This window comes from Paenibacillus montaniterrae (genome assembly GCF_018403185.1).
Classification (GTDB): Bacteria; Bacillota; Bacilli; order Paenibacillales; family Paenibacillaceae; genus Pristimantibacillus; species Pristimantibacillus montaniterrae.
Map to the genome: position 1 here is coordinate 1 of NZ_BOSE01000007.1, position 24549 is coordinate 24549.

Below are 24549 nucleotides of genomic sequence, written 5' to 3' on the forward strand. Positions count from 1 at the left end.
TACAAAGAAGCTGCATCGTCATCAAAGCTGAGCTTTTTGAACTTCCTCTTAAAATGAGTGTTCAAAAAGCTCAGCTTTCAGGACCAAGAAGATGGCACGATACTAGAAGGCGAGGAGCGCAGCGTAGAGCGTTGCTACGTGAGCACCGCAGCCTTCGGTAGCGTGACATATTCGACGCCGAATCCGCTACAAAGAAGCTGCATCGTCATCAAAGCTGAGCTTTTTGAACTTCCTCTTAAAATGAGTGTTCAAAAAGCTCAGCTTTCAGGACCAAGAAGATGGCACGATACTAGAAGGCGAGGAGCGCAGCGTAGGCAATAAGCTACGTGAGCACCGCAGCCTTCGGTAGCGTGACATATTCGACGTCGATCCCGCTACAAAGAAACTACATCGTCATCAAAGCTGGGCTTTTTGAACTTCCTCTATGAGTTGTATGGGAACAGTATAGCATATCAGCAACTTGTACGTACAATGCAAAACTAATCTTGATTAACTTGTTTTCTGGCTGCCCAATGGTCTAAACTTACGTTATAATAAAGATAGTGCTTTCTTAATTAATTCACTTCCACATGTATGTGCAATTTGATGCATAGCTTTGGGCAAAACTTCAAACCTTAAATAGGGAGTGTCTGCAACCCGTTCAGGAGCACTCTTAACCACGCTGGAAAGTGAAAGTTAGATGAACTGTATTGACATATGTTACAGTTTGGTATACTTTAATAGTACACAACTGTAATGTATGTCAATACAGTTATAGAATAGAGATAACGGAGGAAATCATAATGTATAAAACAGTAGTAATCGGAACTGGTCCTGCGGGACTAACAGCAGCGATTTATTTGGCACGCGCCAACATGTCACCTGTCGTTATTGAAGGCTGGCAGCCTGGCGGTCAATTGACCACAACAACTGAAATCGAAAACTTCCCAGGCTTTCCTGAAGGCATTTTGGGCTCTGAATTGATGTCTAATATGCGCAAGCAAGCTGAGCGCTTTGGCGCTACGTTCAAAACGGGCTCAGTAAAAAGTGTAGATTTCAGCAAACGTCCATTTACGCTTGATGTAGAAGGATTGGGCGAGGTCGTAGCGGAATCTGTTATTATTTCCACTGGCGCTTCTGCTAAATACCTTGGCATTCCTGGCGAGCAGGACAATATCGGTCGCGGCGTAAGTACATGCGCAACCTGTGACGGCTTCTTCTTCCGCGGCAAAAAAATCGTCGTAATCGGCGGCGGCGACTCTGCAATGGAAGAAGCAAACTTCTTGACTCGCTTTGCTACATCGGTAACACTTGTGCACCGTCGCAGCGAGCTGCGCGCTTCGAAAATTATGCAGGATCGTGCGCGCGCCAACGAAAAAATCAGCTGGGCGCTTGATCGCACACCGGTTGAGGTGCTTGCTAACGGCATGGGCGTTACCGGCTTAAAGGTTCGCAACAATGAAACTGGCGAGGAAGAGGTCATCGAAACTGACGGCGTATTCGTCGCAATCGGACATACGCCAAACACTGGCTTCCTTGGCGGTCAAATCGATACGGATGCTAGCGGCTACATTCTTGTTAAGCCTGGCACAACTGCTACCAACATTCCTGGCGTATTCGCATGCGGTGACGTTCAAGATACCGTATATCGTCAAGCAATTACAGCTGCAGGCACGGGCTGTATGGCTGCCCTTGAATGCGAGCGTTTCTTGGAAGGCTTGGAGTAAGCATCAGGATCATTCCATTACATGCAAAAGCGATTGTCTCAGCTTTGCCGACAAGACTCTCTGTCTGTCAGCAAAGCAAGCGACAATCGCTTTTCTTTCTATTCAAGCCAGACGGTAGCGGCGGCAAGCTATCCTTTCAATGAGCCGGCCAACGCTCCTGCGATAAAATAACGCTGCAAAAAAACAAACATAACAATCATCGGCAGCGCTGTAACGATAACGCCGGTCATTAGCAGCGGATAGTTCGTAATATACTCCCCTTTAAATTGAATGAGTGCAAGCGGCAAGGTCAGCTTGCCCTTCTCTACTAGCAACAGCATTGGGAATAATAGATCATTCCATACAATAACAAACAAAAATGCCGCTGTCGTTGCCAAATAAGGAGCGATGAGCGGAACTACGATTTGCGTAAACAGTCTGAACTCGCCTGCGCCATCGATCTCTCCCGCTTCCAGCAGCTCCTTCGGTAGCGTCTTGACAAAGCCTGTCAGCATAAAGACGCTTAGCGGCAGCAAAATAGTTAGCGTAACGAGAATAAGCCCAGCGTGGCTGTTCGTTAGCGACAGATCTCGCAGCAGTGTATAAATCGGAATCATATTAACCTGTGATGGAATCATTAAGCCGACCGCAAACAGCGAAAACAGCATCGCTCCGATCTTGCTTTTACCGTAGCGCATAATGGCATAGGCAATGCTTCCCGCCAGCAGCAGCTCAAGTGCAACCGTAACGAAGGTAACGAGCGTGCTATTCCAAAAATAGCGCCACATCGTTTGCTTGGCAAACAGAACTTGCAAATTGTCCAGCGTAAGCTGCGCTGGCCATGACAACGGATTGGCATAAAACTCTGCATTCGTTTTAAATGTTGTAAATACGACGATCAGCAGCGGAGCAATAATGATGCCTGCGAAGCAAGCAAGCAGGAGTTTGCCTATAAAACGAAGCATAACCCATCCCTCCTTTTTTTGAATCGGTAGTTCAAAACGCACGACTTTGATTACGATGCTATTCGGAAGTAGCGTATTCGACTTCGAATATGTCTGCCTACCGAAAACTCCCGTACTCTCGTAGGTTCCGTTCTACGCTGCGTTCCTCGTTTTCTAGTATTCAGCCATCTTCTCGGTACTGAAAGCCCTACATTTTGAACCTTTATTTGAATCGGTAGTTCAAAATGCACGACTTTGATTACGATGCTATTCGGAAGTAGCGTATTCGACTTCGAATATGACTGCCTACCGAAAACTCCGGTACTCTCGTAGGTTCCGTTCTACGCTGCGTTCCTCGTTTTCTAGTATTTGATTTAATAGCTGACGCGGTCTGTTCGCAGCAGCTTGAATTGCAGGAAGGTTATGACTGCTATAAGCAGCAGAAAGTAAACGGATGCTGTCGCAGCTTTGCCAAACGCATAATTGAGGAAGGCTGAGCTGTAAATATACGTCGATAAAATTTCCGTGGCATAGTTAGGGCCGCCTCCTGTCATCGTAAATACAAGATCGAATGCTTTAAACGACTGGATCGTCGTATACGATACAACGATTGCTGCGGCTGGTGCGAGCAGCGGCCAAGTAATGCGAAAAAACAACCCCGTCTGCGAAGCGCCATCGAGAATCGCTGCCTCTTTAATTTCTGCCGGAATGGACTGCAAGCCAGCAACAAACAGTACCGCCATTTGCCCAATATGCGCCCAGGCCTGCACTGCAGCAATAGAAAAGATCGCGATGCCCGGATTGCCGAGCCAATTTTGCGCCAAGCTCTCCAAACCGATTATTTGCAGCAGCTTATTCAGTGCGCCTAGATTGGAATCATAGATAAACGTCCAAATAAAGCCGACCGACACCGATGACAAAATCGTAGGCAAAAAATATAACGCCCGCAAAAAAACGTTCAGCTTCGACTTTTTATATATTTGCAGCGCCAGCAGCAAGGACACAACTGTCTGGATGAGTACGACCGTCAGCATAAACTTCACGTTATTGCCCAGTGATTTGCGAAATATTATGTCCTCGCTCACCTTTACATAGTTTTGCAAGCCGACATACTGATAGGACGGCGAAAGGCCGTCCCAATTCGTAAAGGAGTAGTAGAGTGCCGAAATGGTAGGGTACATAAACAGCACTGCATATAACACAAGTCCAGGCAAAATAAACGGAAGCAAGCGCAAATGCTTTTTCATGCTACTGCCCGATCTGCTGCTCCACGATCGCTTGCGCTTCGGCTGCGGCTTGCTCAGCCGATACCCCACTTAAAACGGCTTGAATGGAATTCGTGACCGCCTTCTGCACCTCGCCATTTGAAATGGTAAAGCGCGGCTGGAAGCGTGTATGCTTGGTCGTCCATTCACTAACAATTTGCAGCTCCTCGGATGTATATTCTACATCCTTGACCGTCACGTTTTGCCCGGTTCCATTTGCATATTCAGCAGCAATGTCACTGCGGCTCAAAAATTCAATGAACAGCTTCGCTTCCTCAGTATGCTTCGACTTGCTGTTGACCGCCAGCATAAATGTAGTCGTATGAATACCCTCATAAACCGCTTCATCCGCAGATACCGTAATCGGCGCCAGCAAGCCCTGCTTCAGATTTGGATTGCTCGCTTTATTGGAGGCGAGATGGAAGGAGCCCGTACCTAATATTGCAGCCTGCTCCTGTACAAACAGCGCAATCGACGAATCCTGCTTCGCGCCGACAGCATCCTTTTGTAAATATCCTTTGTCATTCAGCTCTTTGAACTGTGCCAGCGTTTTAACCCACCATTCATCAGTCAGCTTGGCCTCGCCTGCCTCCAGCTTGACGAAAATGTCCTCATCAGGCGCATTGTTCATTACCATCGAATTCATGAGTTGGCCCGGTCCAATATCCGCTCCGGGAAATGCAATCGGAGTAAGCCCGGCTTGCTTGAACACCTCCAGCGCAGCCAAAAAGCTGTCCCAGTCAAGAGGCACCTCTACCTGATGCTGCTCAAACAGCGCAACATTGTAAATCGGGATGTTGTACACCAACTGATATGGCAGCGCAAATTGCTTGCCATCCTGCTGTCCTGCGGCGATCAGGTTTGGTTCAAAATGCTCGACAAAGCTTTCGCCTGTCAGATCGGTAAACAATCCAGCTCTGGCAATCGCTTGGAACTGTGCGCCTGGAAATACTGTAAACACATCGCCGACAGAGCCATCTGCGATTTTAGCCTGAGCAGTCGATTGATATTGATCCGACGGGAAAACCTGCGTTTCTACATGTATATAGGGATATTCCTGCTCAAATTTGGCTATAATGCCGTCCAGCACTTCAACATCCTCGCCGCGCCAGTGAATAAAGCTAAGCGTCACATCCTGCTTCTCAGCCTCACTGCCGCTATTTCCGCCATTGCTTTGCTGCTTGTTATGTTGACTGCCGCTAGAATTGCTGCCGCATGCTGACACAAGCAGCATCACCGCCACAAGTATTGTCATCCAGCTCCATTTTCTCATATCCAATCTGCCTCCTAATCTTGCTTAACCAAGCCTCGCTCGGCAAGCTTCTGCTTTAATACCGGCATAAGCAGCCGTCCTGAAATCTCAGCTTCCTCCAAATGCGGATAGCCGGACAAAATAAACGATGTAACACCAATGTCGACAAATTCAAGAATACGGTCGGAAATTTGCTCAGGAGTTCCAACAAAGGCAACGGCGCCGCCGCCGCGAATAGCAGACAATCCCGCCCACATATTTGGCGCAATCACATAATTATCCTCAAGCGACTGATTGAACAAATCCATTTGCCGATTTTGACCTACAGCATCTGTTTTCGCGTGCAGCTTTTCTTTAGACTTTACGAGCTCCGGGTCGGCCTTGCTTAAGATTTTCCACGCTGCTGCCCACGCCTCTTCCTCTGTTTCTCTGACAACAAGTTGGGCCCGCATCCCATATCTTAGCGTGCGCTCGATTCCTTGCTGCTCTTTCAGCTCCTGCAAATAACCCTTCATTTCTTGAATTTGCGATTCAATCCAATCAGGCGGCTCCGCCCACATTAAATAGACATCGGCTGTCAATGCGGCCGTTTTCTTGCCAGCAACCGAGCTGCCGCCAAAATAAACGGGCGGGTGGGGCTGCTGCAGAACAGCTGGTTGACAGGAGCCTCCTTCAACGAGATAATGCTTGCCCTCAAAGTTGAAGCCACCTGTCTTTACGTCACCCGCTTCCCAAACCCCTTTAACAACCTGCAAAAACTCCAGCGTTCGCTCATAACGCTCATCATGCTTGTCATAAAGCGGATCGCCACATGCCTTCAAATCCTGCGGATAATGCCCCGTCACGACGTTGACCATCGTTCTGCCGCCTGTCATTTGGTCTAATGTGGCTGCATTGCGCGCAGCAAGCACTGGCGAAATCAAGCCTGGGCGCAGTGCGACCAGCGTTTTCAGCTTGCTTGTGTGCGCAGCAATCCAGGAGCCGACTACAAAGCCATCCCAGCAATCTCCGCCAGTAGGGATTAGCACAAATTCGTAGCCTGCCTGTTCAGCTGCTTTGGCCACCTCCGTCAAATATTGCGGAGATGCTGGTCGTTGCGGGGCAATCCCCACATATTCTCCGTCCCCTGTCGTTGGTATGAACCATCCGACCTCAACCTGTTGCTGTTCTGACATATGTCTCCCTCCATGCTCCGATTCATAATCTTAATTCCCTATAGATTTACTTGGTTTAATGTGCTATAAGTAGATTACAAAAAGTTGTCACAACCGTCTATGTCCATTTGTTGTAGATTGATTTGTCAATTTGTGGGCGGCTAGCCCCGTGTAGGTTAGGAGTGGAATGCAATGGAGTTTGCGCAAGGAATCTGCCTCGACAATATGAATGAGCATGAGCAGGAGTGGCTTTCCATCTACCCGCTGCAGCCAACGGATTACGAAAAGCAGCACGGCATCTGGCCGCTGCGGATTGGAGCCAATATTGCCAAGCCGCACTATCATATCGGTCCGCGTGTGACACAATACTATTACTTACTGTGCGTGCTGGAAGGAGAGGGCACATTTATACAGCGGAAAAAGCGCTATGTACTGCAGCCGCGCGACATTTTTTGCTTGTTTCCGCAAGTTATCCATGAATATTATTGTGATCCGCAGCAGCCGATCAAAAAGCTGATCCTGGCATTTGATGGCAAGCAGGCGCTCGCCACCTTGGCTCGCCTTGGACTTACGCCGGAGCAGCCGCATATGGCAGAGCGCGTTTCCGAGCAAACAATTACAGCTTTCCTGAACTTATTTAACGAGCATCAGCAAGCGATTGCCCGTCTGCATGGCATGTATGCAATCTTTCATTCTCTGGAGCTGCAAAACCCGCTGGTTCAGCAGCATGAAGGCTTGCTCGATTGGCTGGAGAAAGGCAAGCAGCTGATCGAGCATCATTTTTCGGAACCGATTACCATCGAGGAAATTGCTCATTTGGTAGGCATTGAGCGGAGTCATTTTTCCAAAATGTATCGCAAAGTTTATGGCATTGCGCCAATCGACTTTCTGCTTCAGCTTAGAATGCAGGAGGCCCAGCTGCTGCTCCAGCACACTAGCTATAAAATCGCTGAGATCGCCCAGGCTGTCGGCTACCAGGATATCTCCTCCTTCTCCAAAGCATTCAAAAAACGGGTTGGCATTTCCCCTCACGCTTATCGTGAAGGGGGGAGGCTAGATGGGTGAACGGTGGTTAATAGAATAGTGAAGCTGAACGACTAGGCACAATTGAACTCTTTTACAGAATGTTGCCTTCCGTTTCAGGAAGCATGAAGCTCAATAATCGCTTTGAAGCTGACGAAAGGGGAACATCTTTCAGTGTAGCAATCCCGGCATGGCGCGTTGGTATTGGCCGATTAAGCGGAATTTCGATCAGCTTTCCGCTTGCCAATTCCTCCATCACATAATCCCGAACGACAAATGCAAGTCCAAAGCCGCTCTGAGCAAATTGCACAAGCAAATCAATGCTTCCCAGCTCAAACTCTGGATGAAGCTTGACTCCGTTAGCCGCTGCGTATTCATCGAGATAGGTTCGAGTACTTCCCCCTTGTTCCAGAAGCAGCAAGGGGAAGCGATGCAGCTCGTCTAATTGCAGCGGCTTATGTGACAATGCTTCAAAAGCAGGCCCTCCTACCAGACAGTCCTGCAGCGCTGTGCTCTTATGAAAGTTGAGCTTAGCATCTTCAGCTGGCAGGTTTACAACCCCAAAATCAATTGCCCCTTCTTTTAAGAGCACAATAGTTTCAGGTGTAGTACGATTTGTGACACGAACCTTTATCTCCGGATATTGTTTATGAAATTGCTCCAAATACGGCAGCAAATAATGTTTGCATAACGTATCGCTTGCCCCAATATTAATCTCACCAAAGAGCAAGCTCTGCATTTCATTAATCTTCTTTTCCCCCAAATCGATTAAATGAATCGCCTGCTCTACAAATTGAAACAGAACCTCTCCTTCTGTTGTTAAAATCACGCCCTTGGGAGTTCGAAAAAACAGCTTTCCTCCGATACCCTCCTCAAGCTGCTTTAGCGTATGACTGACTGCTGGTTGCGTAATATTGAGCTTTTTTGCTGCATTTGTTACCCCTCCAAGCTTAGCGGCCCAATAAAAAACCCGATACCATTCCAAATTCAAGCTCAAAGTCATTACCTCTCTTTATGGATATCATTATTAATAACAATTTTACTTATATAGATAGCAAAATTATAATGAACCCTGTAATTGATTTCAAGTTAACGAGGAGGCTATTATGATGTCGGTTAAAGCCATTGTAGGGGCAAATTGGGGAGATGAAGGTAAAGGAAAAATGACGGATTTCCTTTCGGAAAAATCATCATATGTAGTTCGTTTTCAAGGTGGAAGCAACGCTGGTCATACGATCATAAACGACTACGGAAAGTTCTCACTTCATATGCTGCCTTCGGGTGTATTCCATACAAACGTTATAAATGTGATTGGCCCTGGCGTCGCGCTGGATGTTGAGCAATTATTCAAAGAGCTTGAAGCGCTGCTGGCAAGAGGAATCGCCAAGCCGCGTTTAAGCATCTCTGAGCGGGTACAAATTGTACTTCCAGTTCATCGCCTATTCGATGAGTTCGAAGAAGAACGTTTAGGTGCTCGCCATTTCGGATCAACGAAACGCGGAATCGCGCCATTTTATTCCGACAAATATGAAAAACTAGGGATTCAGGCAGCAGATTTATACGATGAAGCGAGACTTCGGCAAAGAATTGATCAAGCGTTGGAGTCTAAAAACATCCTGCTTAAGCATTTGTACGATAAAGCAGCTGTTCATGCAGAGGAGTTGGTCACCACTTTGTTAAATTATGGCCAACGACTACTTCCTTTTCTATGCGACACGACGACGCTGCTTCACAAGGCGCTTGCCAATGGAGAAACAGTATTGTTGGAGGGTCAGCTGGGCGCTCTTCGCGATCCGGATCATGGTATCTATCCATTCACGACTTCATCCTCTACACTTGCAGGCTTTGCTCCTGTTGGTGCAGGCATTCCACCGTATGCAATAACCGACATAATTGCTGTTGTAAAAGCCTATTCCAGCTGTGTTGGTACAGGACCATTTGTTGCGGAATTAGATGGCAGCGAAGCAGAAGAGCTGAGACAACGCGGCGGCAGCGCAGGAGAATTTGGGACCTTGACAGGACGGCCGCGCCGAGTAGGTTGGTTTGATGCAGTAGCGACTCGGTATGGATGTATGGCACAAGGAGCTACTGAAGTAGCGCTAACCAATCTTGATGTACTCGGATATTTAGAAAAGATTCCAGTTTGTACAGACTATATACTCGAAGACGGTACGAAAACCAGGTATTTCCCGGTAAGCGCAAAGCTCGACAAGGCAAAACCACTATTTCAATTTTTTGATGGTTGGAAAAGTGATATTTCCCATGTGCGTTCCTTTGATGAACTTCCCTCAGCGGCGCAAAATTATGTCAATTTTATTGAATCTGAAGTCGGCGTAAAAGTAACCTATATTTCTGTAGGACCAAAGCGTGAGCAACTAATCGCCAGAAGTATTTAAATAAATTAGTGCCATCCTACAGTTATGAGCAAGATGCGGTTGCTTATTACGATTGTTCGTTGCCAAGCTGATCGACATGGTACAATAGAGCTGCTTTTAGTTCGTATACCTGCATCATCGAACGATAGAGGGTGAGTTTATAAAGGAGTGGTTTTCGCTCTTCTGGATTTACAAAGCAGAGTAGAATCGCTTCATAGGGTGGTTTCGAAATAAGAGATTCTTAAACCGTTGGCCGAAAAGGGAAAGGTGAAAAGATGGTTTAGACATGCAGCAAGTGACGGCAGGCGAATTTTATTTGCCAGTCATATAGACCGTCGCAATTAGATTTTCAACATTACGGTAGCACCGAACTCGTCGTTTTTTAGCTTATACAAGGCTGTTAATGTCTTCAAGCAGGCTATTTGCCATCTTGCTGTTAAACCAGCGAAGAATGTCTTCTTCATGGTTTAACCGTCTTAATCAGTTCAATCATAGGCTGCGGCTGAGAACGTTTTGCCCAGTTCATCCACTCGCGTAAATAAACATCGGCAAATACTTGCAGGGCCTATTTAAGGCAGTAGGCCCCGCAACTGCGGCGCTTCCTTTTGCTCGGCGATTCGCATGTCATCGACAGCCTTGTTCACCATTTTCATGACGTGAAATTTATCGAAAGTAATCACTATGGTAGGGAACTGATCTTCAATTCCACGAAGAGACAACCGACATACCACAGCTGATTTCATGTATTCGTGTGACGTTTACTCCCTTCTATAGCAGTAAATGATGTTATCTTGACCCTTTACCTCGGTCGCGAACACGACATCTTAGTATCAACATCCATATTAAGCTCGGCCATAACTTGATCGTTATACTTGATGTAGGTTAGTTGCCATGCTTCTTCGAGTGCGAATGCGGTTTAAACATACTCGTAATCAGATTATCATACTATTCATACCATCCTGCTCATATTCTTACTGTAGCAGTATTCACTTTTACTCAACGAGGGAAACATCAGGCATTCAGTGTAGGAGGAAGCATTTTATATTTGACAACTTCTTATGAATACTGATAAAATGGTATATATTGATTAATTATACACATTTTTACTTATTCACAACTATTCTAAAGCATCTCCTAATACTCCTTCCTTTTTTTCATATAGATTGCATAGCTTATCTTAATTCAAGATTGGGGGTGAGCTTATTAAAAAAAATCTTATTTTCATGACAGTAATCATCCTAATTGGTTTAATATTGTATCATATTCCATCTAAATATGAGAGAAACTATCAAGTAAGTACCATTGACGGTGAAATTGCAAATTTCAAAATTGATATTACATATTATCGCCTACTGTTAGTTCCAAATAGAGTTGAGGGAAAAATAACATTAAATGAAATAACCTACAGAAGTTTTCAACCAGACTCCAATCGTAATTTTATCCAACGACTTTACAAAAAAATTAATGGCGAATTGGAATACCCTTGGTTTATAGCTGATGGAGCTGTCGGGTCAGAAGAATTAAAAAGGATCGTAATTATACTAGACGAAAGCAATATATTCGAGCAGAGTTATTTCATGCAGTATGATGAGAGGATTTCACCGACATCTAAAGTGTTTTACGGACCAGCAATAAATGCTAATGAAGCAATAATATTGTCAAAAAAATTTATGGATAGTTAAATGAATCATCTATGAAGGGAGTGATGCTAAAGTTTAATCAAGTAATTACAAATTGAAAGGAATGAATAGGGTGAAAAAAATTATTGTGTTAGTATTGTTGGTTGGCTTATTCTCTTCAGCATACCCCGTACAAGCAAACTCATTTAAACTAGAAGATATCGAAATACGTAAACAAGAAAAAATTGATAAAGTTTTCACTGAAATGAACAGAATTGTTAACACACAAAATCACATGAAATACTTGAATTCATTGGGAATAAATACACAAATGAAGAGTTCATCTTATGCGAATGAAGTGACGAACATACTGCAACTAGAACAACAATTAAGCAATCTAGGTGTCAGAAAAATTGATCCTAATAACCAATCTGATATGTTATTGCTAAAAGAATTGTTTGCTGATCAAGAAAAAGGAACTATTTCTACGAACAACAGTACAGCTAAGATTCCAGATCCTCCAAATTTATCTGCAATAGCTTCGATATATACATTATATCATTATAAAGGGACATATACTGTCGATAATACAACTTATGACTACGCGTATATCCGTGTTGTTGACAATAAAGGATACAACAAATTATACATTAGAAATGAATTTGATGCTGCACCTAGAAATGCAACACAATCAGTTATAAGAGCTGTTTTAAGCCATACTTTTAAGTATTCTTTCTCATCTCTTTTATCAAAGAAACCAATAGGTGTTGCAATTGATTGGACAATGGGAGCAGTTATTGCAGGATTAGGCGCGTATAATTCATCAAATATATATAGTGGAAATGAGCCTTTATATAGAATTTATTCTAGTTCTACATCTTCTCTAACTTATTATTATATATATCACAACAATAGTTGGAAACTCATGGGTACTGGAGGAGAATTTAATTATTCAAGAGGAGGAATAGCACAATTTAATTATAATGGGCAAGCTAAAACTGAATATGCCACGTTACAAGAATGGACTAGCAGTACAGATGGAGTTTGGTATGATTATGTAACTTCATTTCATAATAATAGGCATATCAGCAATTATCATAGAATAGAAAGTTTTGGGTCACTAAAAATTACTGGTTATAATGGAGCACAATTCACTCACACACCAGTTTTTGTTAATTTACCTGGATACTTAATATAGCTTACACACACCTAAAGATATATTTTGTTGTAAATTTATTGTTAAACAATCGCCTACTGGAAATTAATCAGTAGGCGATTGTTTATGAAGAAGCACTTCTTTGCCTGTACCGAAAAATATAATACAGACATTTGCAGTAAAAATAAAGGTAATTCTAGCTTTTGCACGGACCTGTCGTTTCCCTTGCAATAACATCGACAGAAAGTGATACCTTGCGCTGTGGAATATAGTTCCCGTCAATTTGATCAAGCAGCATCGTAACGGCTGCTTTTCCTTTTTGCACAATATCCTGCGCAACGGTTGTCAAGGTAGGTGACGTATAGTTCGATATAAACAAATTATCAAAACCAATAACGGAGTATTCCTCAGGCACCTTCTTGCCCAGCTCCTTCATTCGCTTCAGCACACCCATCGCGCCTACGTCAGAAAAAGAAAAGATTGCTGTTACATCGTCAAGCTGTAAAATGCGGTCGACAGAGTGATAGCCGCCATCCAGAGATGTAGGCAGCTGAATCACCATACGGGAATCGTACGCAATCCCCGCTTCGGCAAGCGCATCCTTATAGCCCAGCCAGCGCTCATGAAGCACGCCGTAGTATGGAAGCTGCTCTTCGGGCACTTCACCTGTCAATATCGCTATTTTCCGATGACCCAGCTCAATCAAATACTTCGTCGCGCAATAGCTGCCATGCCTGTCCTCCAGGCAAACCTGATAAAATTGCTCATCAGTTAAATAGCTGTCGACAAATACAACAGGAATGTTCAGTTTGTTTACACGCTCGATCACCTGCGAGCCCTGATTCGTTCCCACGACAATTAAGCCGTCAAGCTGACGCTCCTTCACAAAAGAAAATGTCTCAGTAGCTTCATCAATTCCCATTAAAATGATATGGAAGCGCCGATCTCTAGCTCCTTCTTCTACGCCTGCTAGCAAATCCCAGTAAAAGGGATTGTCCTGCATCCGCCCAGGCTTCATGACCGGAATAACCATGCCGATCAGGTCGCTTCTGCGCGTCTTTAAATTTCGTGCCGTCAAGTTGGGCGTATAGCCAAGTCTGTCAATGATTTGCTGGATTTTTTTACGAGTTTTTTCAGAGACTCTGCCCTTTTGGTTTATTACGTTGGACACAGTTGCAATTGATACGCCAGCTTCCTCTGCTACATCAACAATACTAATATCTTTCTTCATGAAACGTTCGCTCACTTTCACCCTTCTCAACTTGCATATGGATATATTTTACCATATTCGCGAGCGTTGCATTTGATTTTTTTATTTGTGATGCTCGCAGGCTGGTGCTTCGGCGTTTGTGGTCGATGCTCTGAAGGCACAGCCATTTCTAAGGAAGCTGTGACACGCTATTATGGTCAATTAGAGATCTTTTGAGTTCTAATGAATTTCTATCACGTTATTTGAGGTATTTGACGGTGGTGTATCGACAAATAGTCGATTAGCGTGTCCTGGATTCGTTACGTCCTGCAGGTGCATTGTTTGATTGAATAGCGTTTGTCAGTTTCATTAGAAGCAGAAAGCGCAGGTTTCAAGGTTTGTGCAACCTCAAAGCCTGCGCTTGTTTATGACGCTTGGTCCGTGCTTTTATGCCCAGCTAACACCATTCCTAATATCCCCCCAGGTAATTTACCAGCCTGTGTTGCCGCCTCCTGAAATGATCGTGTATTGGTTGCCAGGGTTGGATATGCCGCCAGAGGCTGCACCTGTTACGCTCACATTGGTAAATGTGCCTGAACCTATTACGCTGTCGAAGAGAAGTCCGTACGTACCTGCTCCGTTCACTGCTACATTGCGAAGTGATACGTTGTTAATGCTTTGCCCGTAGCTGAATTTGATTCCTTCATAGGTGCTGCTGTTAATCTGTACATCCTCGATCACAATTGGCGCGTTAATATTTTGCCCTTCTGCGTAAATCCACAAGCCGCCGAAGCTCGTGTTCCAGTTGGGCTCCCAGCCGCCTGTGCGGTTGAGTGTGTTGCGCTTGACTTCGGTTGTTCCAGCAAATCCGACTGGATTGAAGCGTGTGCTGATCACAATCCCCGAGGATGCGGTTACGGTATCTGCTCCGATATTGTCTAAAATTTTGTTGGAGGTTCCGCCATAGATGGCATACGTATTTGCGAGCACTGGTACTTGGGCTGTATTGTAGCGGAAGCTGTTATGCTCGTTGGCGCTGCCGCTCGACCACATCGCGAATGCATCATCCCCCGTATTGCGCACATTAAAATGGCTAATTGTTGTATACTTGACGCCGCCATGGAAGTTTACGCCGTCAGCCCATGTATTGCGGATTTTGCCGTCCACGATGTACAAGCCGTCTGTGCCTGCGCTCAGCCATACGCCCACCTTCATATGCTCAACCCAAACATTTTGAATCAATGAGCGCTGACCGAAATTGCCTTCAAACGCCGCATGGTCGCCGCTATCATTGCGGAACAGTGAATCTCCGAATATCGCCAGATCTGCGATCGTTACACGACTTCCTGTGCCATAAAAGCCGCCCTTGCCGCCTGTTCCCTGCAGAACGGTATGCCATGGACCCGCGCCGCGAATATGAATTTGCTCAACATTGATTCTATCATTCATTCTAAATGTGCCCGGCGGTATCCATACCCCGGCTTTGCCGTTAGCTTTCGCATAGTTGATCGCGCTGCGAATCGCATTGGTGTCATCGCCCGAATCATTGGCTACTGCCCCGAAATCGGTAATGCTTACGAAATCGCTTGGCATGCTGTAAGGCGCATCGACTTGCTCGAAATTAATTAGATCTATCGTGTAATAGCTTGCTGTATCGCCGCTATCCTTCTGCAAGCGAACGGTTGCTCCCGCCGGGATTGAATCTACAACAAAACGGCTTTCATCATAAAAATGATGCCCGTTGCCACCCGATGGATGATCGTGGTACGGGTATTGTCCATATGTCCATGCATATTTGGAGCTTAATTGCAAAGTTTGCTTTTTCACGCCATTTACATACAAGCTGAGCGTATCCTCCAGACCGCCGCCATTAGGCGCATCCGGCATTTGATAGCGAATAACGAGCCCCGTTGTCTCAATCGGTGCGATCCACTCTACATAATGGCCAGTATTGGTCAGCTTTACTGCGCTTCTGCCTGACGATTCAGCCTCTACCGTCAAATAAGTACGAGAAGGATTTAAAATTACTGCATTGGTCGCTCCATGCTCTGCCTCTAGCTCAACATACGGCAAGCTTGCACCACGCACTTCAAGCGGAATGCCGTTGGCTAGCGTCAGCTTGTCGAGATTGACTATTCCCGTATTGCCGGCATCGTACTGTAAACTAATCGTATTTAAGCCTTTGCGCAGCGGGAAGCTATCCGTAAATTCGCTCCATGCGGTGCTACCGCCTGTGCTTGGCAATGCAATCGTTTTCAATAATATTCCATTTACATACACATTAAGCTGCCCGCTGCCGCTGCTAGCTCTTGCATAGCGCAACACAGCATCTGAACTGCCTTCTTTAGCAGCGCGAACAGTAAAGATGATGCGCGCTCCTTCGGATGTAAAGCCTGTAACATAATTGGCAGCTGCTGTAGCACCGCCTGCCACAAATTGATCCTCCGCCTCATAAACATAGCCCCCCACTGGAGGTGTCGGCGTTGGTGTTGGTGTTGCCGTTGGCGTCGCTGTTGGTGTCGCCGTTGGCGTTGGCGTCGCTGTTGGTGTTGCTGTTGGCGTCGCTATTGGTGTCGCCGTTGGCGTTGGCGTTGCTGTTGGTGTCGCCGTTGGCGTCGCTGTCGGTGTCGCCGTTGGTGTCGCCGTTGGCGTTGCTGTTGGTATCGCCGTTGGCGTTGCTGTTGGTGTTGGCGCACCTGTCAGCTCAATATAATCGAAGTTGACATTGCCGCTGTCTGTTCCATCGAATTTCAAAGTCAGCGTACGATAGCCGCTGCCAAGCGTTACGCTTTCGTTTACTGTAGCCCAGCTGCTCCAGCCTGCTGTAGCAGGCAAAGTAAGCTGGCGCTGCTTTACGCCATCAGCATAAAGACTGACTGTTTTGCTGCTGCCCGTACCGTTGGCATAACGGATAATAAAGGATTGAGTGCCGCCAGCAGATAAATTCAATGCAAATGTAATAGCAGCACTTCCCCGATTGCTGTCGGTAAACCCGCCAACAAAGCCTGAGCCTGAATAACCTGCATGCTCGGTTTCAACAACAGCACCCCCAGACAATATCGCTGCCTCAGCTTCATAGCGCGATTCGCTCGGCGGAGCAGCAAGCTCAATATCCAACTTGTCTAAATTGACATTGCCGCTGTCTGAGTTGTCAAAGCGATACATAATCGTGTTGCTGCCAGCCTGCAGTTGGACAAGCTCGCTTACTGCAGACCATGAATTCCAATTTGCCGTTGCCGGCAGTGCAACTTGCTTTTGCTTGACACCGTTCACATAAAGGCTAAGCGTCATTGTACTATTCGTGCCATTCGCATAGCGCAAACTGACCTGATGCAGAGCAGCTGCTGTTGAACTAACCGTAAATTGCACCGCTGCACTGCCCTTATTTCCATCCGTAAAGCCTCCAACAAAGCCCGTCCCTGAATATCCGCTATGATCAGAAGCATAGCTTGCTCCCCCAAAGAGAGAAGCATGCTCCGCTTCATAACTCGCAGCATAAACCTTTGAGCTTAATGGAAGCAAAGAAAAAATAAGACAAGCAATGATGACATACACCAAACTTGCCTTCACCTTAAATCGCCTAACCGTCATCGTTCACATTCCTTTCCCCTGCTGTTTATATGAAATTAGTCTATTGTTGCATGGCACGCTAGTAGAAAACGAGGAGCGCAGCGTAGGCAAAAGCTACGTGAGCACCGGAGCACTCGGTAGCGTGACATATTCGACGCCGACTAAGCTACAACGCAATCACATCGTCATCAAAGTCGGATTTTTGAACTACCCCTTCCAATTGAGGTTTAAAAAGCTGGGCTTTCAGGACCAAGAAGCTTGGACGCTAGTAGAAAATGAGGAGCGCAGCGTAGGCAAATTGCTACGTGAGCACCGGAATTTTCGCTAGCGCCCAAGATTCGCCGTCGAATCCGCTACGAAGCTACGCATCGTCATCAAAGTCCTGTTTTTTAAACTACCCCTTCCAATGAAGGTTCAAAAATTCGGCTTTCAGGACCAAGAAGATGGCACGATACTAGAGGGCGAGGAGCGCAGCGTAGGCAAAAGCTACGTGAGCACCGGAGCACTCGGTAGAGTGACATATTCGCCGTCGAATCTACTACGAAGCCCCGCATCGTCATCAAAGTCGGATTTTTGAACTACCTCTCTATGAATCTGTTGATTAATATTGCTGCTTCTGACCTTGTCGCCTCCCCTCCCGGTGACAGCGTATCTGGGGTCGTGCCTTTCAACAGACCGATCGCCAGAGCCGTTTCAACATCGGCTTGTGCCCATGTCGACACCTGATCTCCGTCTTTATAAAGCGACAAATCCGCCTGCATAGGCGCTAGCTCAGGATCGACCAGGCGCAATGTGCGTACGAGCATAACGACGAGCTGCTCACGGGTAATGAAGGCTTGCGGCTTAAAGCTGCCGTCCGCGTAGCCTTGAGCAATTTGCAGTTCGCCTGCAACGCTTGCCGCTGCATAATACCAATCCTGCTCGGCTACATCCGTAAAACGCGCTGCTCCGACTCCAGGCATGCCCAGCGCATTGACAATAAGCTGTGCAAATTCGGCTCTCGTCACTCGCTCCTCTGGTGCAAAACGCTTATCGCTCTTGCCATTGATGATGCCATATGCAGCCAAGCGCTCGATTTCCTGCTTAGCCCAATGCGACTGAATATCATCGAAGCTTCGTGCTTGCTCGACTACTACCCAGTTGCTGCTGTACAGCTGTGGAATCTCAACCGTCAAGCCGCCGTTTTCCTGCTTGGTCAACACTGCCGGCACATAGCGGTAACGTTTGGCGGCAGCATCATAGTATTGCACGCTCCATTTTTGCTGTACGACTGCTTCCTCCGCTTTTGTTCCATCCAAATGAGCGGTCACTTGCAGCGTAAGCTGCTGCTGCGCAGAATCAACCTGCTTGCCATCGACATATACGGAAATCGAATGGAATGCGCTTTGCGGCTTCATCTCCGGCAACGTAAGAGGAAGCTGCTCAGCTTGCGACATGTACAATGCAATCAGCTCGCCCTCTTGTCCAAGCAGATTTGCAAGCTCCCTTGTAGAAAGCCTATATTGCACCTCGCCCAACTGTACAACAATCGACTTGAGCTGCTGTTGTGCTGCAAGCTGCTGCAGCTGTTCAGCAGAAAGCTCCAGCGCTGCCTGCTTGGCTGCCGCTTCTGCAGGCATCCTGATCAGCATGCCCTCTCCTGTCGCATGGTTAAGCAGCTGCTGCCAAGCGCTATCTGTCACTTGGTAGGCTGTTACAGCCTGGCCTTGCTCATCCTTGCGCTCTGTGACAATAAAGCTGCTGTCAGGCTTCGGCTGTTCAGGCTGAGGCTGGGGCTGAACGACTGCTCCGCCTGTAGTTGCCGCTGTAGCCGTCAAGCTATTCTTGCTCCAATTGCCGCTTTCATCAACTGCATCCAACATAAATTGATAGCTGCTGCCTGAGCGCAATCCGGAAATGAGCACTTCTTTTTCCGTGCCGGCTATAAGCTGATAGCCGCCATTCCAGGTCAAACGATAGCTGACCGCGCTTGCATCGACTGCCTCCGGCAATGTTAATTTAATTTCCGAAGCACTTTGCACGCTTGCCGATAGACGAGCAGCATTTGTGCTCCATACCGGAGCCTCAGTGTCACGCACTGTCACTGTATAAGCTCTTGTGCTGCTGCCTGCCGTCACCGTTACAACGCTGCTGCCTGCCTTAACCGCTTGCAAACTGCCATCTGGCTGTACTGCAACTGCCTCTCCCTCCACTGCAATGCTTGCCGAATCAAGCTTATCTCCTGCCATTGTCCAAGCTGTCAGCTCGGCCGTATCGCCAAGCTCCAGCACAAACGGAGCTTGCCGCACGCCGTTAAAGGTCACGTAGAAATCAAAATCCTTAAAGCTGTAGCCTTGGTTTAACCGTTTCAGCTCAAATGCCGCAGCGCCTTCACGTAAATCGCCCAGTCTTGAGTCTCTCACGATCGTCCCGCCAAGCGCAGCAGTGCCGGAAATATTGCCTGAAGCTGCAATCCCCCAAGTACCAGAACGCTCAACGCTGTTGCGCTCCAGCAGCAGTCCACTCGCCGGCTGCTCGCCAAGGAAGGAAATCCCTTGATAGGTGCTGTCGACAATACTGTTGTCTTGAATGACAATACTGCCATCCAGCGGTCGATCACTCGTATAAATAAACATCGCGCCAAAATCTGCAGGCCAGTTATGCTCTCTGCCCCCTGTACGCAGCAGCGTATTGCGTGCTACTAGCGTTGTGCCTTCAAAGCGCTCAGGATTATGTCTCGTGCTTACACTAATACCTGCGCCAAATGCAATCGTATCAGCCGCAATGTTGTCAACAACCGTCACATCCTTGCCGCCATAGATTGATATATTGCTTGCCAGCCATGGCAGCTCTACTGTATTGAAGCGGAACGTATTGCCCACTGATTGTGTGCCGTTCGCCCACATTGCCAATCCATCATCACCCGAATAGCGTATGGAAGCATGCTCCGCCATTGAATGGCTGGTGCCGCTGCTGAAGTTAATGCCATCGGCATACGTATTGCGAATTTGTACATCTGACACGTACAAGCCTGTAGTAGCCAGCATTTCTCCGCTGTCCAGCTCCTTCTGATTGATCCAAATGCCCGTTTTCGTACGGTTAATTCGCAAATGAGACAGAATCGAGCCCGTGCCGTATGTGCCGTCAAATCCAGATTCCTCCAGCTCGTCGATGCGAGCGGAGCGCTTGCCGTCAATCGCCAGATCATATATTTCCACATCGCTGCCAAGCCCGATAAAGCCGTAGCCAATCAGCTCTGTATGCCATTTGCCCGCTCCGCGTATCGTAATGTTGGATACTGGAATAGGTTCGCCTGCTATCTCATATTGACCAGCAGGAATGTAAACACCATAGCCCAGCTTTTGCGCAGCCGCGATCGCCTCGATTATCGCTGCCCGATCATCCTGTCCATCGCCCGCAACTGCTCCATAATCTGCTGCATTGACATAGCCCTGCGGCTGCTCATAGGCTTCTGGCGCAAGCGCCAATTCGATCAGATCCACAATCATATATGGCTGCTCGTTCAGCTTTTGAATCGTAATGACATCGCCAGCTTTAACCTCAGGAATAGCAATTGTGTGCTCGTCATAGAAGCGATGAGCATTGCCATCGGCAGGACGATTGCTCCACGGATAGCTGCCGTATACCCACGCATATTGTGAGCTAATAACAGGCTGCTCGACCAGTTTGCCGTTAATAAGCAGCCCATACTGCGCAGTTATTCCGCTGCCATCCTCGCTATCCGGCAAAATGTAACGCAAGGTCAAACGATTTGCAGCCTGCTGAACCTCAAAGGTAATGTCATCCTCGGCTTCAACCAGCTTCACTGCGCCTCTTGCCGAGCTTTCTGCTGCCATAGAATAATACTGTCTGCCTGGCTCCAGCAGCTCGCCAGTCGTTGCTGCCAGCTCCGCTTCATAAACAACCGCTTCAGCCGTTGCGCCGCGATAGGCTAGCGGCAGCACCTGCTCGACAGTAAGTTGATCAAGCCACAGCGGCTGCTTGTCGCTATAGACGCTGGACAACACGACTGTATTTAGCCCTTGGCGCAGCGAAAGCTCAAATTGTGCGGTTTGCCATTCATCCCAGCTTGCCGCGGAGTTGAGCTGCACCGTTCCACCAGCAAGTCCGTTAACCTTAGCCTCAAGCTGCTTGCTGCCGCTGCCGGCGAAGGCGTAGCGCAGTGCAGTTTTGTAGGTGCCATCTTCAGGCGCATGAACCGTAAATATAAGCTGCTGCTCTTGGTCGGTAAAGCCCGCTACAACGCCGCTTCCTTCCGCATTCCGTGCCAGCAGCGTTTCAACTGCAAGCCCGCCTCTGACAAAAGCGTCCTCAGCTTGAATCGTTACATCCGCTACTGTGTAAACGATGCTTAGCTGTGGAGCGCTTGACGCGCTTGATGCATTTGCAACGCTCGCCGCTTTATACGGCGTCAGCTCCAGCTTGCCTTTCCCTGATGCAAGTTGCCAGGACAAGCTGGCGTCAGGCTCAGCGCCAAGCTGCTGCTGCGTTGCCGATTCGTAACGTCCAAGCTCATCGTTCCAATAAACGAACAAGCCAGTCGCTTTATGTTGCAGCCATTGATAGCCGTTATAATCCCACAGCACCCACTCTGCTTCATCCGGCGCATATGTCGCCGAGCTTTCTTCAAGCACAATTTGCTCCTGCTTAATGAGCAGCTGCTTGCCTTGTCCATGCAGCTGGAATGGCTGGTTGTGCGGAATCCAGCTTGTATATACAGGCTCACTATTGCTTTCCTCCGCATGAGGCACTACCGTTTCGCTTGCCTGCTCAATGCTCCAGTGCAAATCTGCCGCTTCAACCGACTGCAGCGATTGCTGCGCATAGCCTGCCCGATCACGCAAATGCACATATTCAAGCGGAGCCGTTGTGCTGCGAATAAGCGCATGGCTGCCTGTTGGCGCCGGCTCAATCCACCAGTAGCTTTGCTCCTCGCCAGCGGCTGGGCTGACCGTCACCAGCAGCTGATCCTTTGTGCTGTACTGGATTTGCTTGCCGCTTAAGCGATTTGTAATCGTATATTGCTGCGGCGTATCGGGATTTGCTTCAATTAGCCAATGCCCTCTGCCATCTGTTTCGGCAAGCTCGCCATATAAAATGACGCCGTTGGCGTTTTCATACAAATACTGCGAGGTAGCCTCATTTTTCAAGCGCGCGTATCCCTCTGGAATAGCGATCGGCATATGCTCTGGCGCTGCTTCTACAATCCAGCCCGCGCTTCCCCAGAATGAAGGAATATTGCTCGCCTGCGCATAGCCAGTTCCATCCTCAACATGAACAAGCTTGTCAGGCTGATAAACGTTCACGATATTGATGATGCCCTCGCCGCTTTCCGGCAGCGTCCATTTTGCGCTAGTCCAGCTTGACTCAATTTCACCAGCAGGCAATGGCGCCAGATGGGCATTTTCACCGCTATCCATCCCTTCAATATGGATGTAATGGCCCGTTGCCCGATTTATAATGCGATACTGATCATTGTCGAGTGCTTCCAGCTGCCAATGGGAAGCAGCATCCTCCAATGCAGGCTCGCCGTATGCAACCTTGCCATCCTGCTCATACAAATATTGGCCGGTATAGCTGTTCTTCAAGCGAATAAAGCTTGGTCCGCTATCCTTAACAGCAATAAAACGCCACTGCGGACTGCCCCATGCGGCTGGAATAGCTCCATATTGCACATGGCCGAGCTTTTTCTCTACATGCAAGTAAATTTCACCCTGCTCATTTATCGCCGAAATATGCTTGTTGCCCGCTGTTTGCATATTGGCAATATTCCATAATATAGCGTCATCTACTTCCACCTGCTCAACAAGTGGTACAGGGGTAAGGTCATCGGTTACACCGTTCAAGCTGATATAGTGTCCTGTAGCGCGATTTTGCAGCGTATATGCGCCGTCATGCTCTTCAACCAGCCAGTGTCCGCGCTCATCGGAGCTGCTTACATTGCCGTAACGAAGAACGCCTTCATCCTCATACATATACAGCTCAAGCCAATCATTTTGAATGCGGATATAGCCCGGCTGCTCCTGATCGGGATTGTCAACATGAGGAGCCTTCGTCTTTACCTCCTCCAGCATCCATTGCGCTGAGCCCCAATTTGCGAGGATCGAGCTTGCCTGGGCATAACCGGTCGAATCCTCCAAATGAATCAGCTGTTCGCTTTGCTGACTGCTTTGAATATTCCACAGTCCTTCCCCAGCACTTACAAGCTTCCACTGGGTCTCCGCTTTAGCAGGCTCGCTTAACTCCTCCAGCACAAGCGGACTAAGATGGTCCTGCAGGCCGCTGCGTGAAATGGCCTTGCCGCTGCTGCGGTTTACAAGCCGCACATCCTCGCCCTGCTGCTCAATCACCCAATGTCCAGCAGGATTTGATTCTGCTGTATCTGTGGAATAGCTGACCTTATCATCCAGTGCCATCAAATAAGCGCCGGTATAGCTGTTTTTCAGGCGCATATAGGTGTTGACCGGTTCAAGCTTCCACTGCACACTGCCCCATTGCGGCGGAATATTGCTCGCCTGGGCATAGCCAGTTCCATCCTCGACATGCAAATACGACTGTGACTTTGCAGCGCTCTCTACGTTGAAAAACCCATCTGTAAGCGCATTCAACAAATGCCACTGAATACGTTCCGCTTCCTGCGGCTGACTGGCCTGCTCATCATGCAGAAGCACAACGGGCTCCAAATGCGACTCGGCTGCAGACACCGCCATCCATTTACCAGTTTCGCGGTTTTGAATTTTTACTTGTTCCCCATCCTGCACAATTTGCCAGTGCGAGGCTTGGTCGGTTTCTACCGGGCTGCCATAAGCAACCTTGTCCTCCAGCGCATACAAATAAGCGCCCGTATACTGATTTTGAATGCGCACATATGAAGCATCCTGCGCCGCTTCAGCTTGCACATCCGCTGCTTGCACCTTCCCGCTTGGAAAAGCAGGGAGGGAGCTAAACAGCAGCAGCAATGCCAAAGCAATCAGCTTTAGTTTCTGACCTGTCAACATAATAAAGCTCCCTTCTACTGTTTTGAAATGGTGGTGAATAGTACCACTGGTGGTTTCAGACACGCCCTAATGAAACTGGATAACGCTATTTGTGACAAATGACGTCTTTCTCCGTTCTAATGAATGCACAGCATCTTATTAGTTTATTTTCACACTAAATGAGGCCGTTTTTCTTCATTAGCGTTACACATATTCGTTAGATCTCCATTGACAGCAAACTGCTACTTTAGCGTTATCCAGATTCTTTAAAACCTTCACTTTAGCTTTGCTCAGAAGTCTTGCGGGATAGCAGCGCTCCGGAGCAATGCATCCTTCAGTC

14 protein-coding genes are annotated in these 24549 nt (G+C 47.5%); 5 read left to right on the forward strand and 9 right to left on the reverse strand.

Annotated elements, in window-relative coordinates; all coding sequences use genetic code 11:
- The first annotated feature begins 782 nt into the window (after positions 1–782).
- Complete coding sequence (trxB, locus tag KJS52_RS17355; protein ID WP_213517645.1) at positions 783–1706, forward strand: thioredoxin-disulfide reductase; 924 nt, start codon at positions 783–785, stop codon at positions 1704–1706.
- Between the two features lie 128 nt (positions 1707–1834).
- On the opposite strand, the gene KJS52_RS17360 is transcribed toward trxB, so the two are convergent.
- The 4 genes from KJS52_RS17360 to KJS52_RS17375 form a co-directional block, all read right to left on the reverse strand.
- Entirely contained in the window at positions 1835–2650 is an 816-nt protein-coding gene (locus tag KJS52_RS17360) for a carbohydrate ABC transporter permease (protein WP_213517647.1), read from the reverse strand.
- A 353-nt stretch (positions 2651–3003) separates the two neighbouring features.
- Positions 3004–3876, reverse strand: a complete 873-nt coding sequence (locus KJS52_RS17365; protein ID WP_213517650.1) for a carbohydrate ABC transporter permease — start codon at positions 3874–3876, stop codon at positions 3004–3006.
- Between the two features lies 1 nt (position 3877).
- Entirely contained in the window at positions 3878–5167 is a 1290-nt protein-coding gene (locus KJS52_RS17370) for an ABC transporter substrate-binding protein (protein WP_213517652.1), read from the reverse strand.
- Positions 5168–5181: 14 nt separating this feature from the next.
- Positions 5182–6321, reverse strand: a complete 1140-nt coding sequence (locus KJS52_RS17375; protein ID WP_213517654.1) for an LLM class flavin-dependent oxidoreductase — start codon at positions 6319–6321, stop codon at positions 5182–5184.
- Positions 6322–6492: 171 nt separating this feature from the next.
- Here KJS52_RS17375 and KJS52_RS17380 point away from each other — a divergent pair, with 171 nt between their 5' ends.
- Positions 6493–7365 carry a helix-turn-helix transcriptional regulator gene (locus KJS52_RS17380; protein WP_213517656.1) on the forward strand — a complete coding sequence of 291 codons (873 nt, stop codon included), beginning with the start codon at positions 6493–6495 and terminating at the stop codon, positions 7363–7365.
- 52 nt (positions 7366–7417) lie between these two features.
- Here KJS52_RS17380 and KJS52_RS17385 read toward each other — a convergent pair whose 3' ends face one another.
- The gene (locus KJS52_RS17385) at positions 7418–8320 is read right to left on the reverse strand and encodes a LysR family transcriptional regulator (protein ID WP_213517658.1); all 903 of its coding nucleotides are present in this window, start codon (positions 8318–8320) and stop codon (positions 7418–7420) included.
- A gap of 112 nt (positions 8321–8432) precedes the next feature.
- On the opposite strand from KJS52_RS17385, the gene KJS52_RS17390 reads away from it, so the two are divergent.
- The gene (locus KJS52_RS17390) at positions 8433–9719 is read left to right on the forward strand and encodes an adenylosuccinate synthase (RefSeq protein WP_213517660.1); all 1287 of its coding nucleotides are present in this window, start codon (positions 8433–8435) and stop codon (positions 9717–9719) included.
- A 548-nt stretch (positions 9720–10267) separates the two neighbouring features.
- Here KJS52_RS17390 and KJS52_RS27925 read toward each other — a convergent pair.
- Positions 10268–10441, reverse strand: a complete 174-nt coding sequence (locus KJS52_RS27925) for a transposase (protein WP_213517662.1) — start codon at positions 10439–10441, stop codon at positions 10268–10270.
- A 480-nt stretch (positions 10442–10921) separates the two neighbouring features.
- Between KJS52_RS27925 and KJS52_RS17400 the strand changes: the two genes are divergently transcribed.
- Positions 10922–11380: a hypothetical protein gene (locus tag KJS52_RS17400; protein WP_213517663.1), complete on the forward strand. Its 459-nt coding sequence runs from the start codon at positions 10922–10924 to the stop codon at positions 11378–11380.
- Between the two features lie 70 nt (positions 11381–11450).
- Complete coding sequence (locus KJS52_RS17405; RefSeq protein ID WP_213517665.1) at positions 11451–12515, forward strand: hypothetical protein; 1065 nt, start codon at positions 11451–11453, stop codon at positions 12513–12515.
- Between the two features lie 154 nt (positions 12516–12669).
- On the opposite strand, the gene KJS52_RS17410 is transcribed toward KJS52_RS17405, so the two are convergent.
- The 3 genes from KJS52_RS17410 to KJS52_RS17420 form a co-directional block, all read right to left on the reverse strand.
- Positions 12670–13704, reverse strand: coding sequence for a LacI family DNA-binding transcriptional regulator (locus KJS52_RS17410; RefSeq protein ID WP_213517667.1), 1035 nt, complete (start codon positions 13702–13704; stop codon positions 12670–12672).
- 447 nt (positions 13705–14151) lie between these two features.
- Complete coding sequence (locus KJS52_RS17415) at positions 14152–17232, reverse strand: carbohydrate-binding protein (RefSeq protein WP_213517669.1); 3081 nt, start codon at positions 17230–17232, stop codon at positions 14152–14154.
- Between the two features lie 578 nt (positions 17233–17810).
- On the reverse strand, positions 17811–24230 hold the full coding sequence (locus KJS52_RS17420; RefSeq protein ID WP_213517671.1) for an S-layer homology domain-containing protein: 6420 nt from the start codon (positions 24228–24230) through the stop codon (positions 17811–17813).
- Positions 24231–24549 lie beyond the last annotated feature (319 nt).

Coding starts and splice junctions, on each gene's coding strand:
- trxB (WP_213517645.1), top strand. CDS start 783: ATGTATAAAACAGTAGTAATCGGAACTGGTCCTGCGGGACTAACAGCA.
- KJS52_RS17360 (WP_213517647.1), bottom strand. CDS start 2,650: ATGCTTCGTTTTATAGGCAAACTCCTGCTTGCTTGCTTCGCAGGCATC.
- KJS52_RS17365 (WP_213517650.1), bottom strand. CDS start 3,876: ATGAAAAAGCATTTGCGCTTGCTTCCGTTTATTTTGCCTGGACTTGTG.
- KJS52_RS17370 (WP_213517652.1), bottom strand. CDS start 5,167: ATGAGAAAATGGAGCTGGATGACAATACTTGTGGCGGTGATGCTGCTT.
- KJS52_RS17375 (WP_213517654.1), bottom strand. CDS start 6,321: ATGTCAGAACAGCAACAGGTTGAGGTCGGATGGTTCATACCAACGACA.
- KJS52_RS17380 (WP_213517656.1), top strand. CDS start 6,493: ATGGAGTTTGCGCAAGGAATCTGCCTCGACAATATGAATGAGCATGAG.
- KJS52_RS17390 (WP_213517660.1), top strand. CDS start 8,433: ATGTCGGTTAAAGCCATTGTAGGGGCAAATTGGGGAGATGAAGGTAAA.
- KJS52_RS27925 (WP_213517662.1), bottom strand. CDS start 10,441: ATGAAATCAGCTGTGGTATGTCGGTTGTCTCTTCGTGGAATTGAAGAT.
- KJS52_RS17400 (WP_213517663.1), top strand. CDS start 10,922: ATGACAGTAATCATCCTAATTGGTTTAATATTGTATCATATTCCATCT.
- KJS52_RS17410 (WP_213517667.1), bottom strand. CDS start 13,704: ATGAAGAAAGATATTAGTATTGTTGATGTAGCAGAGGAAGCTGGCGTA.
- KJS52_RS17420 (WP_213517671.1), bottom strand. CDS start 24,230: ATGTTGACAGGTCAGAAACTAAAGCTGATTGCTTTGGCATTGCTGCTG.